Below are 15,087 nucleotides of genomic sequence, written 5' to 3' on the forward strand. Positions count from 1 at the left end.
TCAACTACTGCACCGGGGGCACCTCCATGTCGGGAAACAACGCAATCAATGTTCGGGCGCTGATCGACGACCGCCCGTTAGGCAAATGGCAAAAGATGATCGTGCTGCTCGGCTTTTGCATCATTGCTCTGGATGGATTCGATATCGTTATCATGGGATTTATTGCGCCAGAGCTTAAGGCGGATTGGCAAATCACTAACCGCGAACTGGGGCTGGTGATCAGCGCGGCGCTGATTGGCCTGTCGCTGGGCGCGATGCTATCCGGGCCATTGTCAGACAGATTCGGCCGCAAAGTCGTCATCATCAACAGCGTATTCTTTTTTGGCGTTTGGACGCTGGTGACGGCGTTTTCTCAAAATATGGAGCAGATGATGTTATTTCGCCTGCTCACCGGATTGGGGCTCGGCGCCGCCATGCCGAATGTCGGCACCCTGGTGGCGGAGTTCGCGCCCGCCCGACGCCGCGCTTTCTTGATTACCGTGGTTTTCTGCGGCTTCACCTTTGGCGCCGCCTTGGGCGGATTCGCCGCGTCCTGGCTGATGCCGCGCTTCGGCTGGCATGCCGTGCTGCTGCTCGGCGGGATCTTGCCCCTGCTGTTCGCGCCCGTGCTGATGGCGGCGTTACCCGAGTCGGTGTGTTTCCTGGTGGCGAAACGGGCAGATCAGGGCGGCATTCAGCGCATTCTGGCGAAACTGGCGCCCGATCGCGATTTTCGACATTCTACCGTCGTTCTGCCCCCGCCGGGCCAGGCCTGCACTCATCCGGTTAAACTGGTGGTGAGCGCACGGTACCGCTTCGGCAGTTTAATGCTGTGGGGCGCGTATTTTAGCGCGCTGTTTCTGTACTACACCTTCGGCAGTTGGCTGCCGCTGCTGATTAAAGACAGCGGTTTCAACATCGCGCAAGCGGCGGTCATCACCGCGCTGTTTCAGGCGGGCGGGACATTAGGATCGCTATTTTCCGGGTGGTTGATGGACAGATCCGAACCGCATCGCGCGTTGGCGTCGATTTATGGGTTGGGGACGCTGTTCACTCTGCTGATGGGGATGGCGATGGGTTACCCCCTCCTGATGGGCGGCTGCGCGATGGCCATCGGGTTCTGCATCGGGGGGCGCCAACACCGGCATGAACGCGTTGTCGGCCAGCTTTTACCCCACCGAAGCGCGAGCCACCGGCTCCAGCTGGATGCACGGCATCGGCCGTTTGGGCGCTATCTTAAGCGCGCTGGCCGGGGCTGAAATGCTGGCGCTCGGTTGGAGCTTCAGCACCATTTTCGCCGTCCTGGCGCTGCCCGCCCTGCTGACGGTGGCGATGATCGTCGCCAAGCGGCGTCATCAGGCGCGTCAAGCGACAGAGCATCAATATGCCGCCTATCTGGATGCGCGTTCGAATGATGTTTGATTGCGTCGGGAAATAATCGAGAACAAAGGGGAAGGCGTGTCGGCCTGCAGGGCCGGGGCGCTTTAACTGTGATGGGGATCGTTGAAAGATTTTTTCGTAAGTGATTGAATAATGGCGGAGAGAGGGGGATTTGAACCCCCGGTAGAGTTGCCCCTACTCCAGTTTTCGAGACTGGTCCGTTCAGCCGCTCCGGCATCTCTCCTGACAACGCTTGCTATCATGCCCGCTTTTACGGCATTTTTACAGCATTAGCATACCGCTGAACGTTCAAGTGACGACTTTACGAGCAACCTGATGATTAAATGGCCGTGGAAAGCGACTCAACCTTCTCACCCCGAGGCGGATACCCAGGCACAGTGGCGGGACGCGCTGGCGATCCCGCTGCTCTCGCCGCTGAATGAGCAAGAGCGGCAGCGGCTGGTGGCCGTCGCCGGGCAGATTTTGCAGCAAAAGCGCATCGTGCCGCTGCAGGGGCTGCAGCTCACCTCGCAGATGCAGGCGCGCATCGCCCTGCTGTTCGCCTTGCCGGTGCTGGAGCTGGGCGCGGAGTGCCTCGACGGCTTCAACGAAATTCTGCTCTACCCCACCCCATTCGTGGTGGAAGACGAATGGCAGGACGAGATCGGCCTGGTGCACTCGGGGCCGGTGGTGCAGTCCGGCCAAAGCTGGGAACAGGGGCCGATCGTGCTCAACTGGCAAGACGTGCAGGACTCTTTCGACCTTTCCGGTTTTAATCTGGTGATCCACGAAGCGGTACACAAGCTGGATATGCGCAACGGCGGCGTCGCCACCGGCGTGCCGCCGATCCCGCTGCGCGAGGTGGCCGCCTGGGAACATGATCTGCACGCCGCGATGGAAAGCCTGCAGGACGAGATCGACATGGTCGGCGAAGAGGCCGCCAGCATGGATGCCTACGCCGCCACCGATGCGGCCGAGTGCTTCGCCGTGCTGTCGGAGTACTTCTTCAGCGCCCCCGAGCTGCTGGCCGAACGCTTCCCGGCGCTGTATCAGCACTTTTGCCGCTTCTACCGCCAGGATCCGCTGGCGCGCCTGCTGCGCGCCCAGGCAGAAAACGACGCGCAATGGGCTGATTGACGGGCTTATTGCTCAGATACCGAGCAGTCGCACCGCCTGGGGCAATTTAGCGTTGACACACCTGGGGCAGCTGGATATGATGCGCCCCGTTCACACGATTCCTCTGTAGTTCAGTCGGTAGAACGGCGGACTGTTAATCCGTATGTCACTGGTTCGAGTCCAGTCAGAGGAGCCATATTTAGAAAAGCCCGCTTAAGGCAACTTAAGCGGGCTTTTTGCTGTTGGGCGTTTACAGCCCGCGCTTTTCCATCAGCAGCGCCAGATCGACCAACCGATTGGAGAAGCCCCACTCGTTGTCATACCAAGCGAGCACCTTCACCAGATTGCCGCCGATCACCAGCGTAGACAAACCGTCGATAATCGACGAGCGCGCATCGCCCCGGTAGTCGCTCGACACCAGCGGCTCATCGCTGTACCCCAGGATCCCTTTCAGCGGGCCGGACGCCGCCGCCGCGCGGAACGCCGCGTTGATCTCCTCCGCCGTCGCCGGGCGTTTCAGCGTCACCGTCAGATCGACGATGGAAACCACCGGCACCGGCACCCGCAGTGAATAACCGGTCAGGCGGCCGTCCAGCTCGGGGATCACCTTGCCGAGCGCCTTGGCCGCACCGCTGGAGTAAGGCACGATAGACTCCGCCGCCGCCCGCGCGCCACGCAGATCTTTTTCCGGCTGATCGTGCAGCGCCTGGCTGTTGGTATAGGCGTGAGTGGTGTTCATCAGCCCGTATTCGATGCCGAACGCCTGATGCAGCACCTGTGCGGCGGGCGCCAGCCCGTTGGTGGTGCAGCTGCCGTTGCTGACCACCTTATGCAGCGCCGGATCGTAGAGGTGATCGTTAACCCCCATCACCAGCGTGATGTCATCGTTCTTGGCCGGCGCCGAGATAATCACCCGCTTGGCGCCGCCGTGCGTGATGTGCACTTCCGCCTTGGCCTTGTCGGTAAAGAAGCCCGTCGCTTCGATCACCACGTCCACGCCCACGCTGTGCCAGGGGATCTCGGCGGGATCGCGCTGCGAAAACACCTGAATCGGCCGGCCGTCCAGCAGCAGCTGGTTGTCGCCGGCTTCGACCCTGGCGGCCAGGGTGCCGGAAAGCGTGTCGTATTTCAGCAGGTGCGCCAGCGTCTTGCTGTCGGTCAGATCGTTGATCGCCACCACTTCAAAATCGCTGCGCCCCAGCGCCGCGCGCAGCACGTTGCGTCCGATCCTGCCGAATCCATTAATGCCTACTCTCACCATGATGCACTCCTCGTTTTGGGCTTTGCCTCAACTCTAGCCCTGCCTCGAAGCGGCGTAAATGACGTTTACCGATCAATTTACGCCAAATTGCGCGCATGAAAGCGTTCGCGGTATTCGCTCGGGGTCAGCTGCAGTTTTCGCTCAAACACCCGCCGCAGGTTAAGGCCGTTGCCAAAGCCGGTGGCCAGGGCGATCTGTTCGATGCCTTGCGCACTCTGCTCCAGGCGCTGTCTGGCGGTATGCAACCGCCCTTCTTCGACGAATTTGGCGGGAGAAATGCCCGTCTCGCGGGTGAACACGCGGGTAAAGTTGCGCGGGCTCATCGCCACGCGTTCGGCCAACCGTTCAACGCTGAGATCGTCGGCGAGATTCTCCAGGATCCAGGACTGCAGGTCGCGGATCGGGCCCGGCGATTTGGCCTGGTTGAGCGGGTAGCGGCTGAACTGCGCCTGCCCGCCGGGGCGGCGCAGAAACATCACCAGATCCTGCGCCACTTCACGCGCCTGCACGAAGCCGTAGTCGTCCTCCACCAGCGCCAGCGTCAGGTCGAAGCCGGAGCTGACGCCGCCGGAGGTCCAAATCGGCCCGTCCTGCACGTAGATCGGGCCGTTTTCGACCTGCACCTGCGGGAAACGCGCCTGCAGCGTTTCCGCCAGTCGCCAGTGGGTGGTCGCCCGCCGTCCGTCCAGCAACCCGGCTTCGGCCAGCAACAGTGCGCCGCCGCAAACGGAGGCGATACGGCGCGTCTGCGGCGCCGCGCGGCGCAGCCAATCCGCCACCAGGGCGCCCTCTTCTTCGCTCGCCCCTTTGCCGGCGACGATCACGGTATCGCGCGGCAGGAACGGATCGAGATCCGCCAGGCGATGGTCGGCCAGCAGGCTCAGGCCTGACAGGCCGTGCACCACTCGGTGAGATTGCGTAGTGGCGACCGCGATCTGATACAGCGGCGTCTCGGCGGCACTCAGGCGATTAGCCTGCATCAGGATATCGGCGATGCCCGCCGCTTCGAACAGCATGCCCCCTTCAGGGACGATAATCAGGAATGTGTGCATGGCGATAATAGAGAGAACGGTCAAAACAGGTCAGGAAGCCACTGTATAAGAAAAGCGCCGTCGGTTCACCCTGCAGGCATAAAAAAGCCCGCCGGCAACCCGACGGGCCTGGAAGGAATAGCCATTTAAACCTGCGGCAAGCTCACCCCGACGGCGCGCGCCAATTGCGCCAGCAGCGCCGTTTGAAACGCCTCGTCGTGTACCGCCGCGTGAGGCTCGAAGCGCTGCTGATGATGCCAATAGCCGCCGGACGCCAGGGCCTGCGGTTCATCGCTGCTCACCAGCCATGCCTGCGTCACATGCCCCAGCGCCAGATCGTCGGGCGCGTCCGCGCCGCCCATTTTGGTCGGCACCCAGCCGGGATCGACCGCGTTGCTGATGACGTCGGGCCACAGGCGCGCCACGGCGGCGGCCAGCGTGGTGACGAACAGCTTGCTGTCCGAATAAGAACCGGCGGCACCGCCAAGCCAGTCTACGCCGTTCAGCTCCGCCACGCCGTCAAAGTGCATACTGCTGCTCAGGTAGACGATACGCTTGGGACGTTCGATCAGGGCCGTCAGCAGGTAGGGCGCTATGACGTTCACCGGCATCACCTGCGGCCCGGTAAACATGCCGGCATTGTGGATCACCGCGTCCGGACGGCCGAGGCGATTGACCTGCTCGGCAAGCTGCCGAGTCTGCTGCACATCGGACAAATCGCCGATCGCCGCCTGTGCACCGCGATCCAGCAGATCGCGCACCGCGTCCAGACGGCCGGGTGCGCGCGCATGCAGAATCACCTGATGCCCTTCGTCCAACAGCGTTTGCGCGGCGGCGCGGCCCAGCCCGTCCACCGAACCGGTAATGAAAATGCGTGACATGCCACCCTCCGTTTAGCGCCAGCCGAGCGCCGGCGCGACATGAGTTAAAATCGATTCGATGACGTGCGCGTTGTAATCCACGCCCAGCTGATTAGGCACGGTCAGCAGCAACGTATCCGCTTCGGCGATGGCCTCGTCCTGCGCCAGCTGTTCGATCAGCGCGTCAGGTTCTGCGGCGTAACTGCGGCCAAAGATCGCCCGGGTTTGCGCATCGATATACCCCAGTTGGTCGCCTTCCTTACCGCTGCCGCCGAAGTAGTTGCGATCCCGCTGATCCACCAGCGCGAAGATGCTGCGGCTGACGGAAACCCGCGGCTCGCGCGCATGGCCCGCCTCTTGCCAGGCCGCGCGATAGGCGCGGATCTGCTTGGCCTGCTGGATATGAAAGGGTTCGCCGGTTTCGTCGTTCTTGAGCGTCGAGCTTTGCAGGTTCATGCCCAGCTTCGCCGCCCAGACGGCGGTGGCGTTCGAACCGGCGCCCCACCAGATGCGGTCGCGCAGCCCGGCGGAAAACGGCTCCGGCCGCAGCAGCCCGGGCGGATTCGGGAACATCGGCTGCGGATTGGGTTCAGCGAACCCTTCGCCGCGCAGCGCTTCCAGGAACACTTCGGTATGGCGGCGGGCCATGTCCGCGTCGGTTTCGCCGTCGGCCGGGGCATAGCCGAAATAGCGCCAGCCGTCGATGACCTGCTCCGGCGAGCCGCGGCTGATGCCGAGCTGCAGCCGCCCGCCGGCGATCAGATCCGCCGCGCCGGCGTCTTCCACCATGTACAGCGGGTTTTCATAGCGCATGTCGATCACGCCGGTGCCGATCTCGATGCGTTGGGTTTTGGCGCCGATGGCGGCCAGCAACGGGAACGGCGATCCCAGCTGACGCGCGAAATGGTGCACGCGAAAATAGGCGCCGTCCGCACCCAGATCTTCGGCGGCGACCGCCAGATCGATGGACTGCAGCAGCGCATCCGCCGCTGAACGGGTGCCGGACTGGGCGGAAGGCGTCCAGTGGCCAAACGAGAGAAAACCAATCTTTTTCATCGGGCATCGTCCTCAAAGGCAAAACATGGGCCTACAGTGACAAAAATCGCGCGCTTTGCGCCAGCAAAATCGCCCCCGATCGCACTAAACGAACCGATTGCCGCCGCGCCGCCCGGCGATTGTAATCAAAAAACAAATGTCGTATAACAGGCAGCTCCGAGGGGTGTCCTGTTACGGGCTGAGATGGCGCAAGCCGAACCCTTTGAACCTGATCTGGGTCATGCCAGCGAAGGGACGGTTAGGCAACCGCGCGATCACCCGTTGCCTGTTCATACCTCAGCGTGCCCGGATCTCCACTGACTCAAGGAGGTCCCATGTCCATCACCACCCTGTTCGAAAGCGGCCTTTACGGCCGGCTGCGCCAACAGGCCGGCAGCCACTGGCAAAATTACGTCGATCACCCGTTTCTGCAGCAGTTGGCCGCCGGCACCTTGCCTGAACGCGCTTTTCGCCGTTACCTGACCCAAGACTACCTGTTCCTGTTGCACTTCGCCCGCGCCTACGCGCTGCTGGTCAGCAAGCTGCGCACCCTGCCGGAAATGCGCGCCGCCACCGCCTCGCTCAACGGCATCGTCGCCGAGCTGCCGCTGCACGTGGCCTACTGCGCCGAATGGGGGCTGAGCGAAGCGCAGATCGCCGCCCAGCCGGAGGCGGCGGAAACCATGAACTACACCCGCTACGTGCTGGACATCGGCCATGCCGGCGACGCCCTCGATCTGCTGGCCGGCCTGCTGCCCTGCGTGGCCGGCTATGCCGAAATCGGCCTGCGGCTGCTGCACGATCCCGCCACCCAAATGGAGGGCAATCCTTACGCCTCCTGGATCCGCAACTACGGCGACGAGGGCTATCTGGCCGGCGTGCGCGCCGCCATCGAACTGCTGGAAACCGTCGGCCACCAGCGCGGCGCACAAAGCCGCTTTACCGAGCTGGCGCAGATTTTCACCACCGCCACCCAGCTGGAAGCGGCATTTTGGCAAATGGGGCTGAACGCCTCATGACCTCCCCGCGCCTCCCGCCCGGCATCCAGGTGCGGGATCTCACTCTGCGCTTCGGTCAACAGACGATCTTTGAGCGGCTGAGCTTCGATATCGCCGGCGGCAGCTTCGTCTCCCTGCTCGGCGCCAGCGGCGCCGGCAAAACCAGCCTGCTGAAGATCATCGCCGGGCTGGCGCAGGCCAGCTCGGGCACGGTGAGCGGCAGCGACGGCCTGCCGATCGCCGGGCGCATCGCCTACATGGGGCAAAAAGACCTGCTCTATCCGTGGCTGAGCGTCGAAGACAATGTCGCCCTCGGCTCGCGGCTGCGCGGCGAAGCGCCGGATCGGGCATGGACCGCGCACCTGCTCGAACGCGTAGGCCTGGCCGCGCATAGCCGCAGCCTGCCCGCCGCGCTGTCCGGCGGCATGCGCCAGCGCGCCGCCATCGCCCGCACGCTCTACGAACGCCAGCCAATCGTGCTGATGGACGAACCCTTTTCCGCGCTGGACGCCATTACCCGCGCAGAGATCCAGAGCCTGGCCGCCGAGCTGCTGGCGCAAAACACCGTGCTGCTGATCACTCACGATCCGATGGAGGCTTGCCGCCTGAGCCACCGGCTGCTGGTGCTGTCGCCCTGGCCGCTGGGCCTCGACGATACCCACCGCATCAGCGGGCAACCGCCGCGCGCGCCGGATGACGCCGACCTGCTGAAAAGCCAGGCCGAGCTGCTGCTGCAAATGGTGAGGGCAGCGCAATGAATATCGCCAAAGAGCGCGGCTTCACCCGCCTGCGGCGTGGGTTGACGGTCTTCATCGGCCTGCTGCTGCTGTGGTGGCTGGCGGCGCAAAGCGGCATTCCGGCCTTTCTGCTGCCCACGCCGGGCGCGGTGGCGCAGGCGCTGTGGGACGGACGCGGCTATCTCGCCTGGCACACGCTGGTCACGGCTTCGGAGATCGTCAGCGGTCTCGCGCTCGGCGTGTTGCTCGGCGCGGCGCTGGCGCTGTGCATGATCTTCTCGCCGCGCCTGCAGCGCTGGCTGATGCCACTGGTGGTCACCAGCCAGGCGATACCGGTGTTCGCCCTGGCCCCATTGCTGGTGCTGTGGTTCGGCTTCGGCATGAGCGCCAAAGTGGCGATGGCGGTGCTGGTGATCTTCTTCCCGGTGGTGTCGGCCTTTTTCGACGGGCTGCGCCAGGTCAACAACGACTACCTCGATCTGGCGCGCACGATGCGCGCTTCGCGCTGGGCGCAGCTGCGGCACGTGCGGCTGATGGCGGCGCTACCGGCCTTCGGCTCCGGCCTGCGCATGGCCGCCGCCGTCGCGCCGATCGGCGCCATTATCGGCGAATGGGTCGGCTCGGCCGAAGGGCTGGGCTACGTGATGCTGAACGCCAACGCGCGCATGCAGACCGACGTCTGCTTCGCCGCGCTGTTTATTTTGGTGCTGATGACCGTGCTGCTGTGGGCCGCGGTGGATGCGCTGCTGCGGCGCCTGATCGCCTGGGCGCCGGAAAACGACTGATGATTGCAACCATAACCAGGGATAAAGGAACGACCATGATCAAACAAACCGTTTGCGGGCTGCTGCTCGGCGCCGCCCTCACCGGCCAGGCCGGCGCGGCCGACAAGCTGACGCTGGTGCTCGACTGGTACATCAACCCCGATCACGCGCCGATTATGGTGGCCGAGCAGATCGGCGCCTTCAAGGCCGCAGGGCTGGACGTCAAGATCGTGCCGCCGTCCGATCCGGCGCTGCCGCCGCGGCTGGTGGCCGCCAAACAGGCCGACCTCGCCATCACCTATCAGCCGCAGCTGCATTTCTTCGCCGATCAGGGCCTGCCGCTGATGCGCGTCGGCACGCTGATCAACACGCCGCTGAATACGGTGATCGCGCTGGACAAAAACATCACGTCGCCGGCGGATCTCAAGGGCAAAACGGTGGGCTACTCGGTCAGCGGCATCGAACAGGCGACGCTGGCCACCATGGTCGAGCACGAGCACCTCAAGCCGCAGGACATCAAGCTCATCAACGTCAACTTCCAGCTGACCAGCGCCCTGCTGGCGGGCCAGGTCGATGCGGTGATCGGCGGCTATCGCAATATCGAAGCGCTGGAGCTGAAGCTGCAGGGCAAAAAGCCGGTGGTGTTCAACGTCGAAGACTACGGCGTGCCGGCCTACGACGAGCTGATTATCGTCGCCAACCGCGATGCGGTGAACGAGCCGAAAATCCGCAAATTCCTCGCCGCGCTGAAGCAAGGCAGCGACTACCTGCATGCACACCCGCAGGACACCTGGCTGGCGTTCGCCAAGGCGCACCCGGAGCTGAATACCGAGCTGAACAAACAGGCGTGGCAAGCCAGCCTGCCGCTGTTCGCGCGCGATCCGGCCAAGTTGGATCGGGCCCGCTATGAGGCTTACGAGCAATTCCTGTTCGACAACAAGCTGATCAAGAAAATCACCCCGGTAGACCAGTATGCGGTGGAGCTGAACTGATCACGCCGAGGCGGCCGGCGGCGCCACCGTCACCTCGCCCTGGCCGCTGCGCTGCAAGGCCGCCTTCACCAGCCCGTTGGCCTTGCAGCGTTCGATAAACGCGTTCACGTAGGCGGCGCCCTGCGTTTTTTGCCTCGGCACCGCCATCGCCTGGCGAATGGCGGTGAAATGCCCATCCAGCACTCGGTAGCCGGGATGGGCGGCCGCGGCGGCCAGCAGCGGTTGACGCACGCCGGCCGCCGCCTCCAGCCCGCGTTCGAAAAACAGCGCGATCGCCTCGGCGGAAGTAGCCGCTCGCACCAGCTGCGCCTGCTGCAGCGTGCGCGACAAAAACAGATCGTACGCGGCGCCCTGGCCGACCGCAATGCGCACCTCCGGCCTGTCGAGCTGCGCCACCTCAAAGTAAGGCGCGTCGTTCGCCACCAGGTAAGTCCCCTCAATGATCACGTAGGGTTCGCTGAAGGCAATTTGCGCCGCGCGCACCGGTTCGATGGCCATAAACGCCAGGTTCCAGGCGCCGCTGTCCAGGTCGGCGAACACCTTGCCGGCCGCGTCATAGGTCACCAGCTCCAGCGCCACGTCCAGTTCGCGAGCCAGCGCGGCGGCCAGCTCCACCGAAGCGCCTTGCGGTTTACCGCCGGGCCCGGCCTGCGCCAGCACCGGATTGCCGAGATTGATCGCCGCGCGCAACACGCCTTGCGGGGCCAGATCGTCGAGTACCGCTGCGGAAACCGTCTGCATACTTCCTCCTGAATGGCTGATGGACGCGCCGTCGTGGCGCTCATTAAGCGTAGAGCGAAACCTCCGACCAGCAAGATTTCGCCGCCGCGGCCGCCGCCGACGTGATTAACGTCACACTATTGTCATAAAAATGTACAATAGCCGCCGACCGTCGGCCGGAGCGGGACATCGCGCGTTGTTCCGCCGCCGACAATAGGCTATACCCTTCACTTTTCGCGCCGCGGCACGGTCGGCGGCGCAGACCAGGGCAGCAACGTTTTTTTCCAATCAGACAAGGTTTGGCGGATGGTTCTCGCAGTCGTTTCGTTTGTTCTTTTTTTGGCGTCGATTTTGATTTATCGCACCCGGGCCGCCGCCAACCGCTGGTGGTTCGCCATTCTGCTGACGCTGCTCGGCAGCTATCTGGTGCTGAACGTCATTCTGATCGCCAGCAACTACTTCACCGGCGACGGCATCACCGATGCGGTGATCTACACCGTCACCAGCAGCCTCAAAGGCGCGGGCATCAGCAAATACGTGCTGCCGTTCATCGGCCTGCTGGCGGCGCTGGGGCTTATCTTCGCGGTGCTGGCCCGCAGCCTGCTGCGCCGCAAGGCCAAAGGCAGCAGCGTGGCCTACAGCCTCGTCGCCGTGCTGCTGGCGCTGTTCTCGGTCGGCACCACCCCGGCGTTTCAGGACATCTCGCTGCTGGTCAAGAGCCAGATCGTCGGCGATACCGCCGATTTCACCACCTACTACAAGGCGCCGAAAAAGACCGTGCAGGGCAAACGGCCGAACCTGGTGTACATCTATGCCGAGAGCCTGGAGCGCACCTACTTCGATACCGAGCTGTTTCCCGGCCTGGCCGACGAGCTGAACGCCCTGCGCGCAGACAGCATCGATTTCAGCAACACCCAGCAGCTGCCGGGCACCGGTTACACCATCGCCGGCATGGTCGCCTCACAGTGCGGCATTCCGCTGTTCGCACCCTTCGACGGCAACGCCTCCAGCGCGGTCTCCACCTTCTACCCGGAGAACGTCTGCCTGGGCGACGTGCTGAAGGCCGCCGGCTACAGCAACTTTTTCTATCAGGGCGCCGAGCTGGCGTTCGCCGGTAAAGACACCTTCCTGAAATCCCACGGCTTCGACCACGTTTACGGTTTCAAAGAGCTGCGCGAACAGGTCGCCGATCCGAGCTACAAAAACGACTGGGGCTGGTACGACGACAGTGTGCTGGACGTGGTGTACGGCAAGTTCGTCGAGCTGTCCAAACAGCGCCAGCCGTTCTCGCTGTTTACCCTGACCGTCGATACCCATCACCCGGACGGTTTTATCTCCGCCGGCTGCAGCAAGAAAAGCTACGCCTGGCAGAACAAGGAAAACCGCTCGCTGAGCGCGGTAGCCTGCAGCCAGCAACACATCGCCGCGCTGATCGACAAAATCAAACGCTCGCCCTATTTCAGCAACACCGTGATCGTGGTGTCCTCCGATCATCTGGCGATGAACAACACCGCCTACGACATCCTGACCAAACAGAAGCGCCGCAACCTGTTCTTTATCATCGACGGCACCCGGCCGCAGGCGGAGCAGCGCAACGAGAAACGCAGCACGCTGGATAACGGCGCCACGGTGCTGGACGTGATGGGCGGTGACAACTATATCGGCCTCGGCCGCAGCAGCCTGTCGGCGCCGTCGCTGTCTACGGTGTTCCTGAATATCGAAGAGAAAATCAACGGCTGGAAACCGGCGGTGATCAATCAGTGGGGCCTGCCGAACCACATCAGCGACTACAGCGTGGACACGCGCCAGCGCAGCTTCAGCTTCTCCGGCGTCACCTACAAGGTGCCGTTCATTCTGCGGGTGGGCGACAACCGCATCGAACCGATGTTCAACGTCTACCTCTCCACCCCGCTGCGCAAGCAGCTGGCCGGGCTGGGGGCGGGGGAGAAATTCGTCTGGGTCGATAAATGCTACGAGATCGGCCGGGTCTGGGCGCCGCAGCTGGCGCTGAGCACCGACATCTGCGTGGCCGCCGGCACCCTGGCCTCGCCGCCGCAGATCGTGCAGGCCAGCGGCGAGCGCTTCCGCGGCAAGGTGAACTTTACCGGCCCGGCGGCGGACAGCGTCGCCGATTACCAAAACGCCGTCGCCCGCCTGCAGGTGGACGACGCGGCGATGAAGTACCGGGCGGACGCCATCGAGTTCATGCTGCCCGGCATGCCGGAACAGGTGAAAGCCATTACCGGCGTCTCCGCCGTCGAGGAGTGGGGCCGCTGGTCCGACGCCAACCTGGCGCCGGCGGTCGACATCGATTATGTCGATCCGCTGCCGAGAACCTTCGATCTGGTGCTGCGCGCCCGCGCTTACGGCAACAACATCGGCGAACCGATTTCGGTGCGCGTCGGCGACGAAGAGCGCTTCGTGTCGCTCGGCGAGCAGGACAGCACCGTCACCCTGCGCTTCGACAACCCGCGCGGCGCGCAGAAGATCAGCATTACCCCGCCGGCACCGACCGAGCCGAAAGAGAGCGCCAGCGGCGGCTTCACGCCGAAGAAGCTGGGCATCGGCCTGGTATCGCTGAAGGTCGAAGCGGCCGCTCCCGCCTCCTGATCCCCCCGCCTTCACGGGCGCGGTAATTTCTTTGCCGCGCCCGTCATTTCGACCAAGCTTTTACGCCCTGCTTCGGCTAACCTGTGACGGTGAAACGCCGCCAATCCCGCCACAGAGCCGGGACATCGAAGGAGAAAGTATGAGCTATGCCCCACCTCGCAGCGGCCTCAGCGCCGATCAGGCACTCGATCAACTGGAAGCCCTGTATGACGCCGCGGTAGATGCGCTGCGTCAGGCGGTCAGTGACTTTATCAGCCTCGGCACCCTGCCGGACCCGCAGGCGCGCGCCGCCGGGCTGTTCGTGTATCCCGAGCTGCGCGTCAGCTGGGACGGGCAGCAGTCCGGCCCGAACAAAACCCGCGCCTTCGGCCGCTTTACCCATCCCGGCAGCTACAGCACCACCGTGACCCGGCCGCAGCTGTTCCGCCACTATCTGGCCGAACAGCTGGCGATGCTGGAACACGACTACGCCGCCCATATCGAAGTGGCGCCGTCGCAGCAGGAGATCCCGTTCCCTTATGTGATCGACGGCTCCAGCCTGGCGCTCGACCGCTCAATGAGCGCCGGTATCGCGCAGCATTTCCCCACCACCGAGCTGGCGCAGATCGGTGACGAGACTGCCGACGGCCTGTATCACACCACCGACAACCATTTCCCGCTGTCGCATTTCGATGCGCTGCGCGCGGATTTCTCGCTGGCGCGTCTGCGGCACTACACCGGCACCCCGGTGGAGCATTTCCAGCCGTTCGTGCTGTTCACCAACTACACCCGCTATGTGGACGAGTTCGTGCGCTGGGCCTGCGCGCAGATCGCCGATCCGGCCAGCCCGTACATCGCGCTCTCCAGCGCCGGCGGTACCTACATCACGCCGGAAACCAGCGCGCCCGAACAGGCGGTGTCCGATCTGGCGTGGAAAAACCACCAGATGCCGGCCTATCACCTGATCTCGCGTACCGGCCAAGGGATCACGCTGATCAACATCGGCGTCGGCCCGTCCAACGCCAAAACCATCTGCGATCACCTGGCGGTGCTGCGCCCGAGCGCCTGGCTGATGATCGGCCACTGCGGCGGCCTGCGCGAAAGCCAGAAGATCGGCGATTACGTGCTGGCCCACGCCTATCTGCGCGACGATCACGTGCTGGATGCGGTGCTGCCGCCGGATATCCCGATCCCGAGCATCGCCGAGGTGCAGCGCGCCCTGTACGACGCCACCAAGATGGTCAGCGGCATGCCCGGTGAAGAGGTCAAACAGCGTTTGCGCACCGGCACGGTGGTCACCACCGACGATCGCAACTGGGAGCTGCGTTACTCCGCTTCGGCGCGGCGCTTCAACCTCAGCCGCGCGGTGGCGGTCGACATGGAGAGCGCCACCATCGCCGCTCAGGGTTACCGCTTCCGGGTGCCGTACGGCACGCTGCTGTGCGTCTCCGACAAACCGCTGCACGGTGAAATAAAACTGCCGGGCCAGGCCAACCGCTTCTATGAAGGGGCAATCTCCGAGCACCTGCAGATCGGCATCTGCGCCATCGATCTGTTGCGCGCCGAGGGCGATCGCCTGCACTCGCGCAAGCTGCGCACCTTCAACGAACCGCCGTTCCGATAAC

General features: G+C 63.8%; 12 protein-coding genes, 2 tRNA genes, 1 pseudogene and 1 riboswitch. Of the genes and pseudogenes, 9 read left to right on the top strand and 6 right to left on the bottom strand.

The genetic code is table 11. The features are described 5' to 3' along the window. Positions 1-26 precede the first annotated feature (26 nt). Positions 27-1,401: pseudogene (locus tag ACORQT_RS15970) on the top strand (MFS transporter). A 112-nt stretch (positions 1,402-1,513) separates the two neighbouring features. Here ACORQT_RS15970 and ACORQT_RS15975 read toward each other — a convergent pair. Further along, positions 1,514-1,603 (bottom strand) — tRNA-Ser (locus tag ACORQT_RS15975). A 92-nt stretch (positions 1,604-1,695) separates the two neighbouring features. On the opposite strand from ACORQT_RS15975, the gene mtfA reads away from it, so the two are divergent. Both mtfA and ACORQT_RS15985 read left to right on the top strand, forming a co-directional pair. Continuing rightward, positions 1,696-2,496, top strand: a complete 801-nt coding sequence (gene mtfA / locus ACORQT_RS15980; protein WP_033643675.1) for a DgsA anti-repressor MtfA — start codon at positions 1,696-1,698, stop codon at positions 2,494-2,496. 99 nt (positions 2,497-2,595) lie between these two features. Then, positions 2,596-2,671: transfer RNA gene (locus ACORQT_RS15985), tRNA-Asn, on the top strand. A gap of 54 nt (positions 2,672-2,725) precedes the next feature. Here the strand turns inward: ACORQT_RS15985 and gap are convergent. From gap to ACORQT_RS16005, 4 genes are all read right to left on the bottom strand, one after another. After that, positions 2,726-3,736, bottom strand: a complete 1,011-nt coding sequence (gene gap, locus ACORQT_RS15990) for a type I glyceraldehyde-3-phosphate dehydrogenase (RefSeq protein WP_046896470.1) — start codon at positions 3,734-3,736, stop codon at positions 2,726-2,728. Between the two features lie 77 nt (positions 3,737-3,813). Next, a complete protein-coding gene (locus ACORQT_RS15995) occupies positions 3,814-4,788 on the bottom strand; it encodes a GlxA family transcriptional regulator (RefSeq protein WP_033651909.1) in 975 nt (324 codons plus the stop codon). A gap of 125 nt (positions 4,789-4,913) precedes the next feature. Beyond that, a complete protein-coding gene (locus ACORQT_RS16000; RefSeq protein WP_142075730.1) occupies positions 4,914-5,648 on the bottom strand; it encodes an SDR family NAD(P)-dependent oxidoreductase in 735 nt (244 codons plus the stop codon). A 12-nt stretch (positions 5,649-5,660) separates the two neighbouring features. Beyond that, on the bottom strand, positions 5,661-6,683 hold the full coding sequence (locus ACORQT_RS16005; protein WP_042784962.1) for an LLM class flavin-dependent oxidoreductase: 1,023 nt from the start codon (positions 6,681-6,683) through the stop codon (positions 5,661-5,663). Positions 6,684-6,832: 149 nt separating this feature from the next. Beyond that, a riboswitch (TPP riboswitch) is annotated at positions 6,833-6,935 on the top strand. Between the two features lie 62 nt (positions 6,936-6,997). On the opposite strand from ACORQT_RS16005, the gene ACORQT_RS16010 reads away from it, so the two are divergent. Genes ACORQT_RS16010 through ACORQT_RS16025 form a run of 4 tightly spaced genes read left to right on the top strand, consistent with a single transcriptional unit; the run spans position 6,998 to position 10,153 of the window. Further along, the gene (locus tag ACORQT_RS16010) at positions 6,998-7,681 is read left to right on the top strand and encodes a TenA family protein (protein WP_099782194.1); all 684 of its coding nucleotides are present in this window, start codon (positions 6,998-7,000) and stop codon (positions 7,679-7,681) included. Beyond that, complete coding sequence (locus ACORQT_RS16015; protein ID WP_033651821.1) at positions 7,678-8,418, top strand: ABC transporter ATP-binding protein; 741 nt, start codon at positions 7,678-7,680, stop codon at positions 8,416-8,418. Before ACORQT_RS16010 ends, ACORQT_RS16015 begins: the two co-directional genes overlap by 4 nt. Next, positions 8,415-9,182 carry an ABC transporter permease gene (locus ACORQT_RS16020; RefSeq protein WP_164057584.1) on the top strand — a complete coding sequence of 256 codons (768 nt, stop codon included), beginning with the start codon at positions 8,415-8,417 and terminating at the stop codon, positions 9,180-9,182. Before ACORQT_RS16015 ends, ACORQT_RS16020 begins: the two co-directional genes overlap by 4 nt. Before the next feature lie 35 nt (positions 9,183-9,217). Then, entirely contained in the window at positions 9,218-10,153 is a 936-nt protein-coding gene (locus tag ACORQT_RS16025; RefSeq protein WP_108681406.1) for an ABC transporter substrate-binding protein, read from the top strand. On the opposite strand, the gene ACORQT_RS16030 is transcribed toward ACORQT_RS16025, so the two are convergent. Then, entirely contained in the window at positions 10,154-10,894 is a 741-nt protein-coding gene (locus ACORQT_RS16030) for a transporter substrate-binding domain-containing protein (protein ID WP_108681408.1), read from the bottom strand. 285 nt (positions 10,895-11,179) lie between these two features. On the opposite strand from ACORQT_RS16030, the gene opgB reads away from it, so the two are divergent. Next, positions 11,180-13,483 (top strand): phosphatidylglycerol--membrane-oligosaccharide glycerophosphotransferase, encoded by a 2,304-nt coding sequence (gene opgB, locus ACORQT_RS16035; RefSeq protein WP_164057585.1) that lies wholly within the window; start codon positions 11,180-11,182, stop codon positions 13,481-13,483. Positions 13,484-13,622: 139 nt separating this feature from the next. Continuing rightward, the gene (locus tag ACORQT_RS16040; protein ID WP_164057586.1) at positions 13,623-15,086 is read left to right on the top strand and encodes an AMP nucleosidase; all 1,464 of its coding nucleotides are present in this window, start codon (positions 13,623-13,625) and stop codon (positions 15,084-15,086) included. Position 15,087 lies beyond the last annotated feature (1 nt).

This window comes from Serratia sp. (in: enterobacteria) (assembly GCF_052400455.1).
GTDB lineage: Bacteria > Pseudomonadota > Gammaproteobacteria > Enterobacterales > Enterobacteriaceae > Serratia > Serratia ureilytica.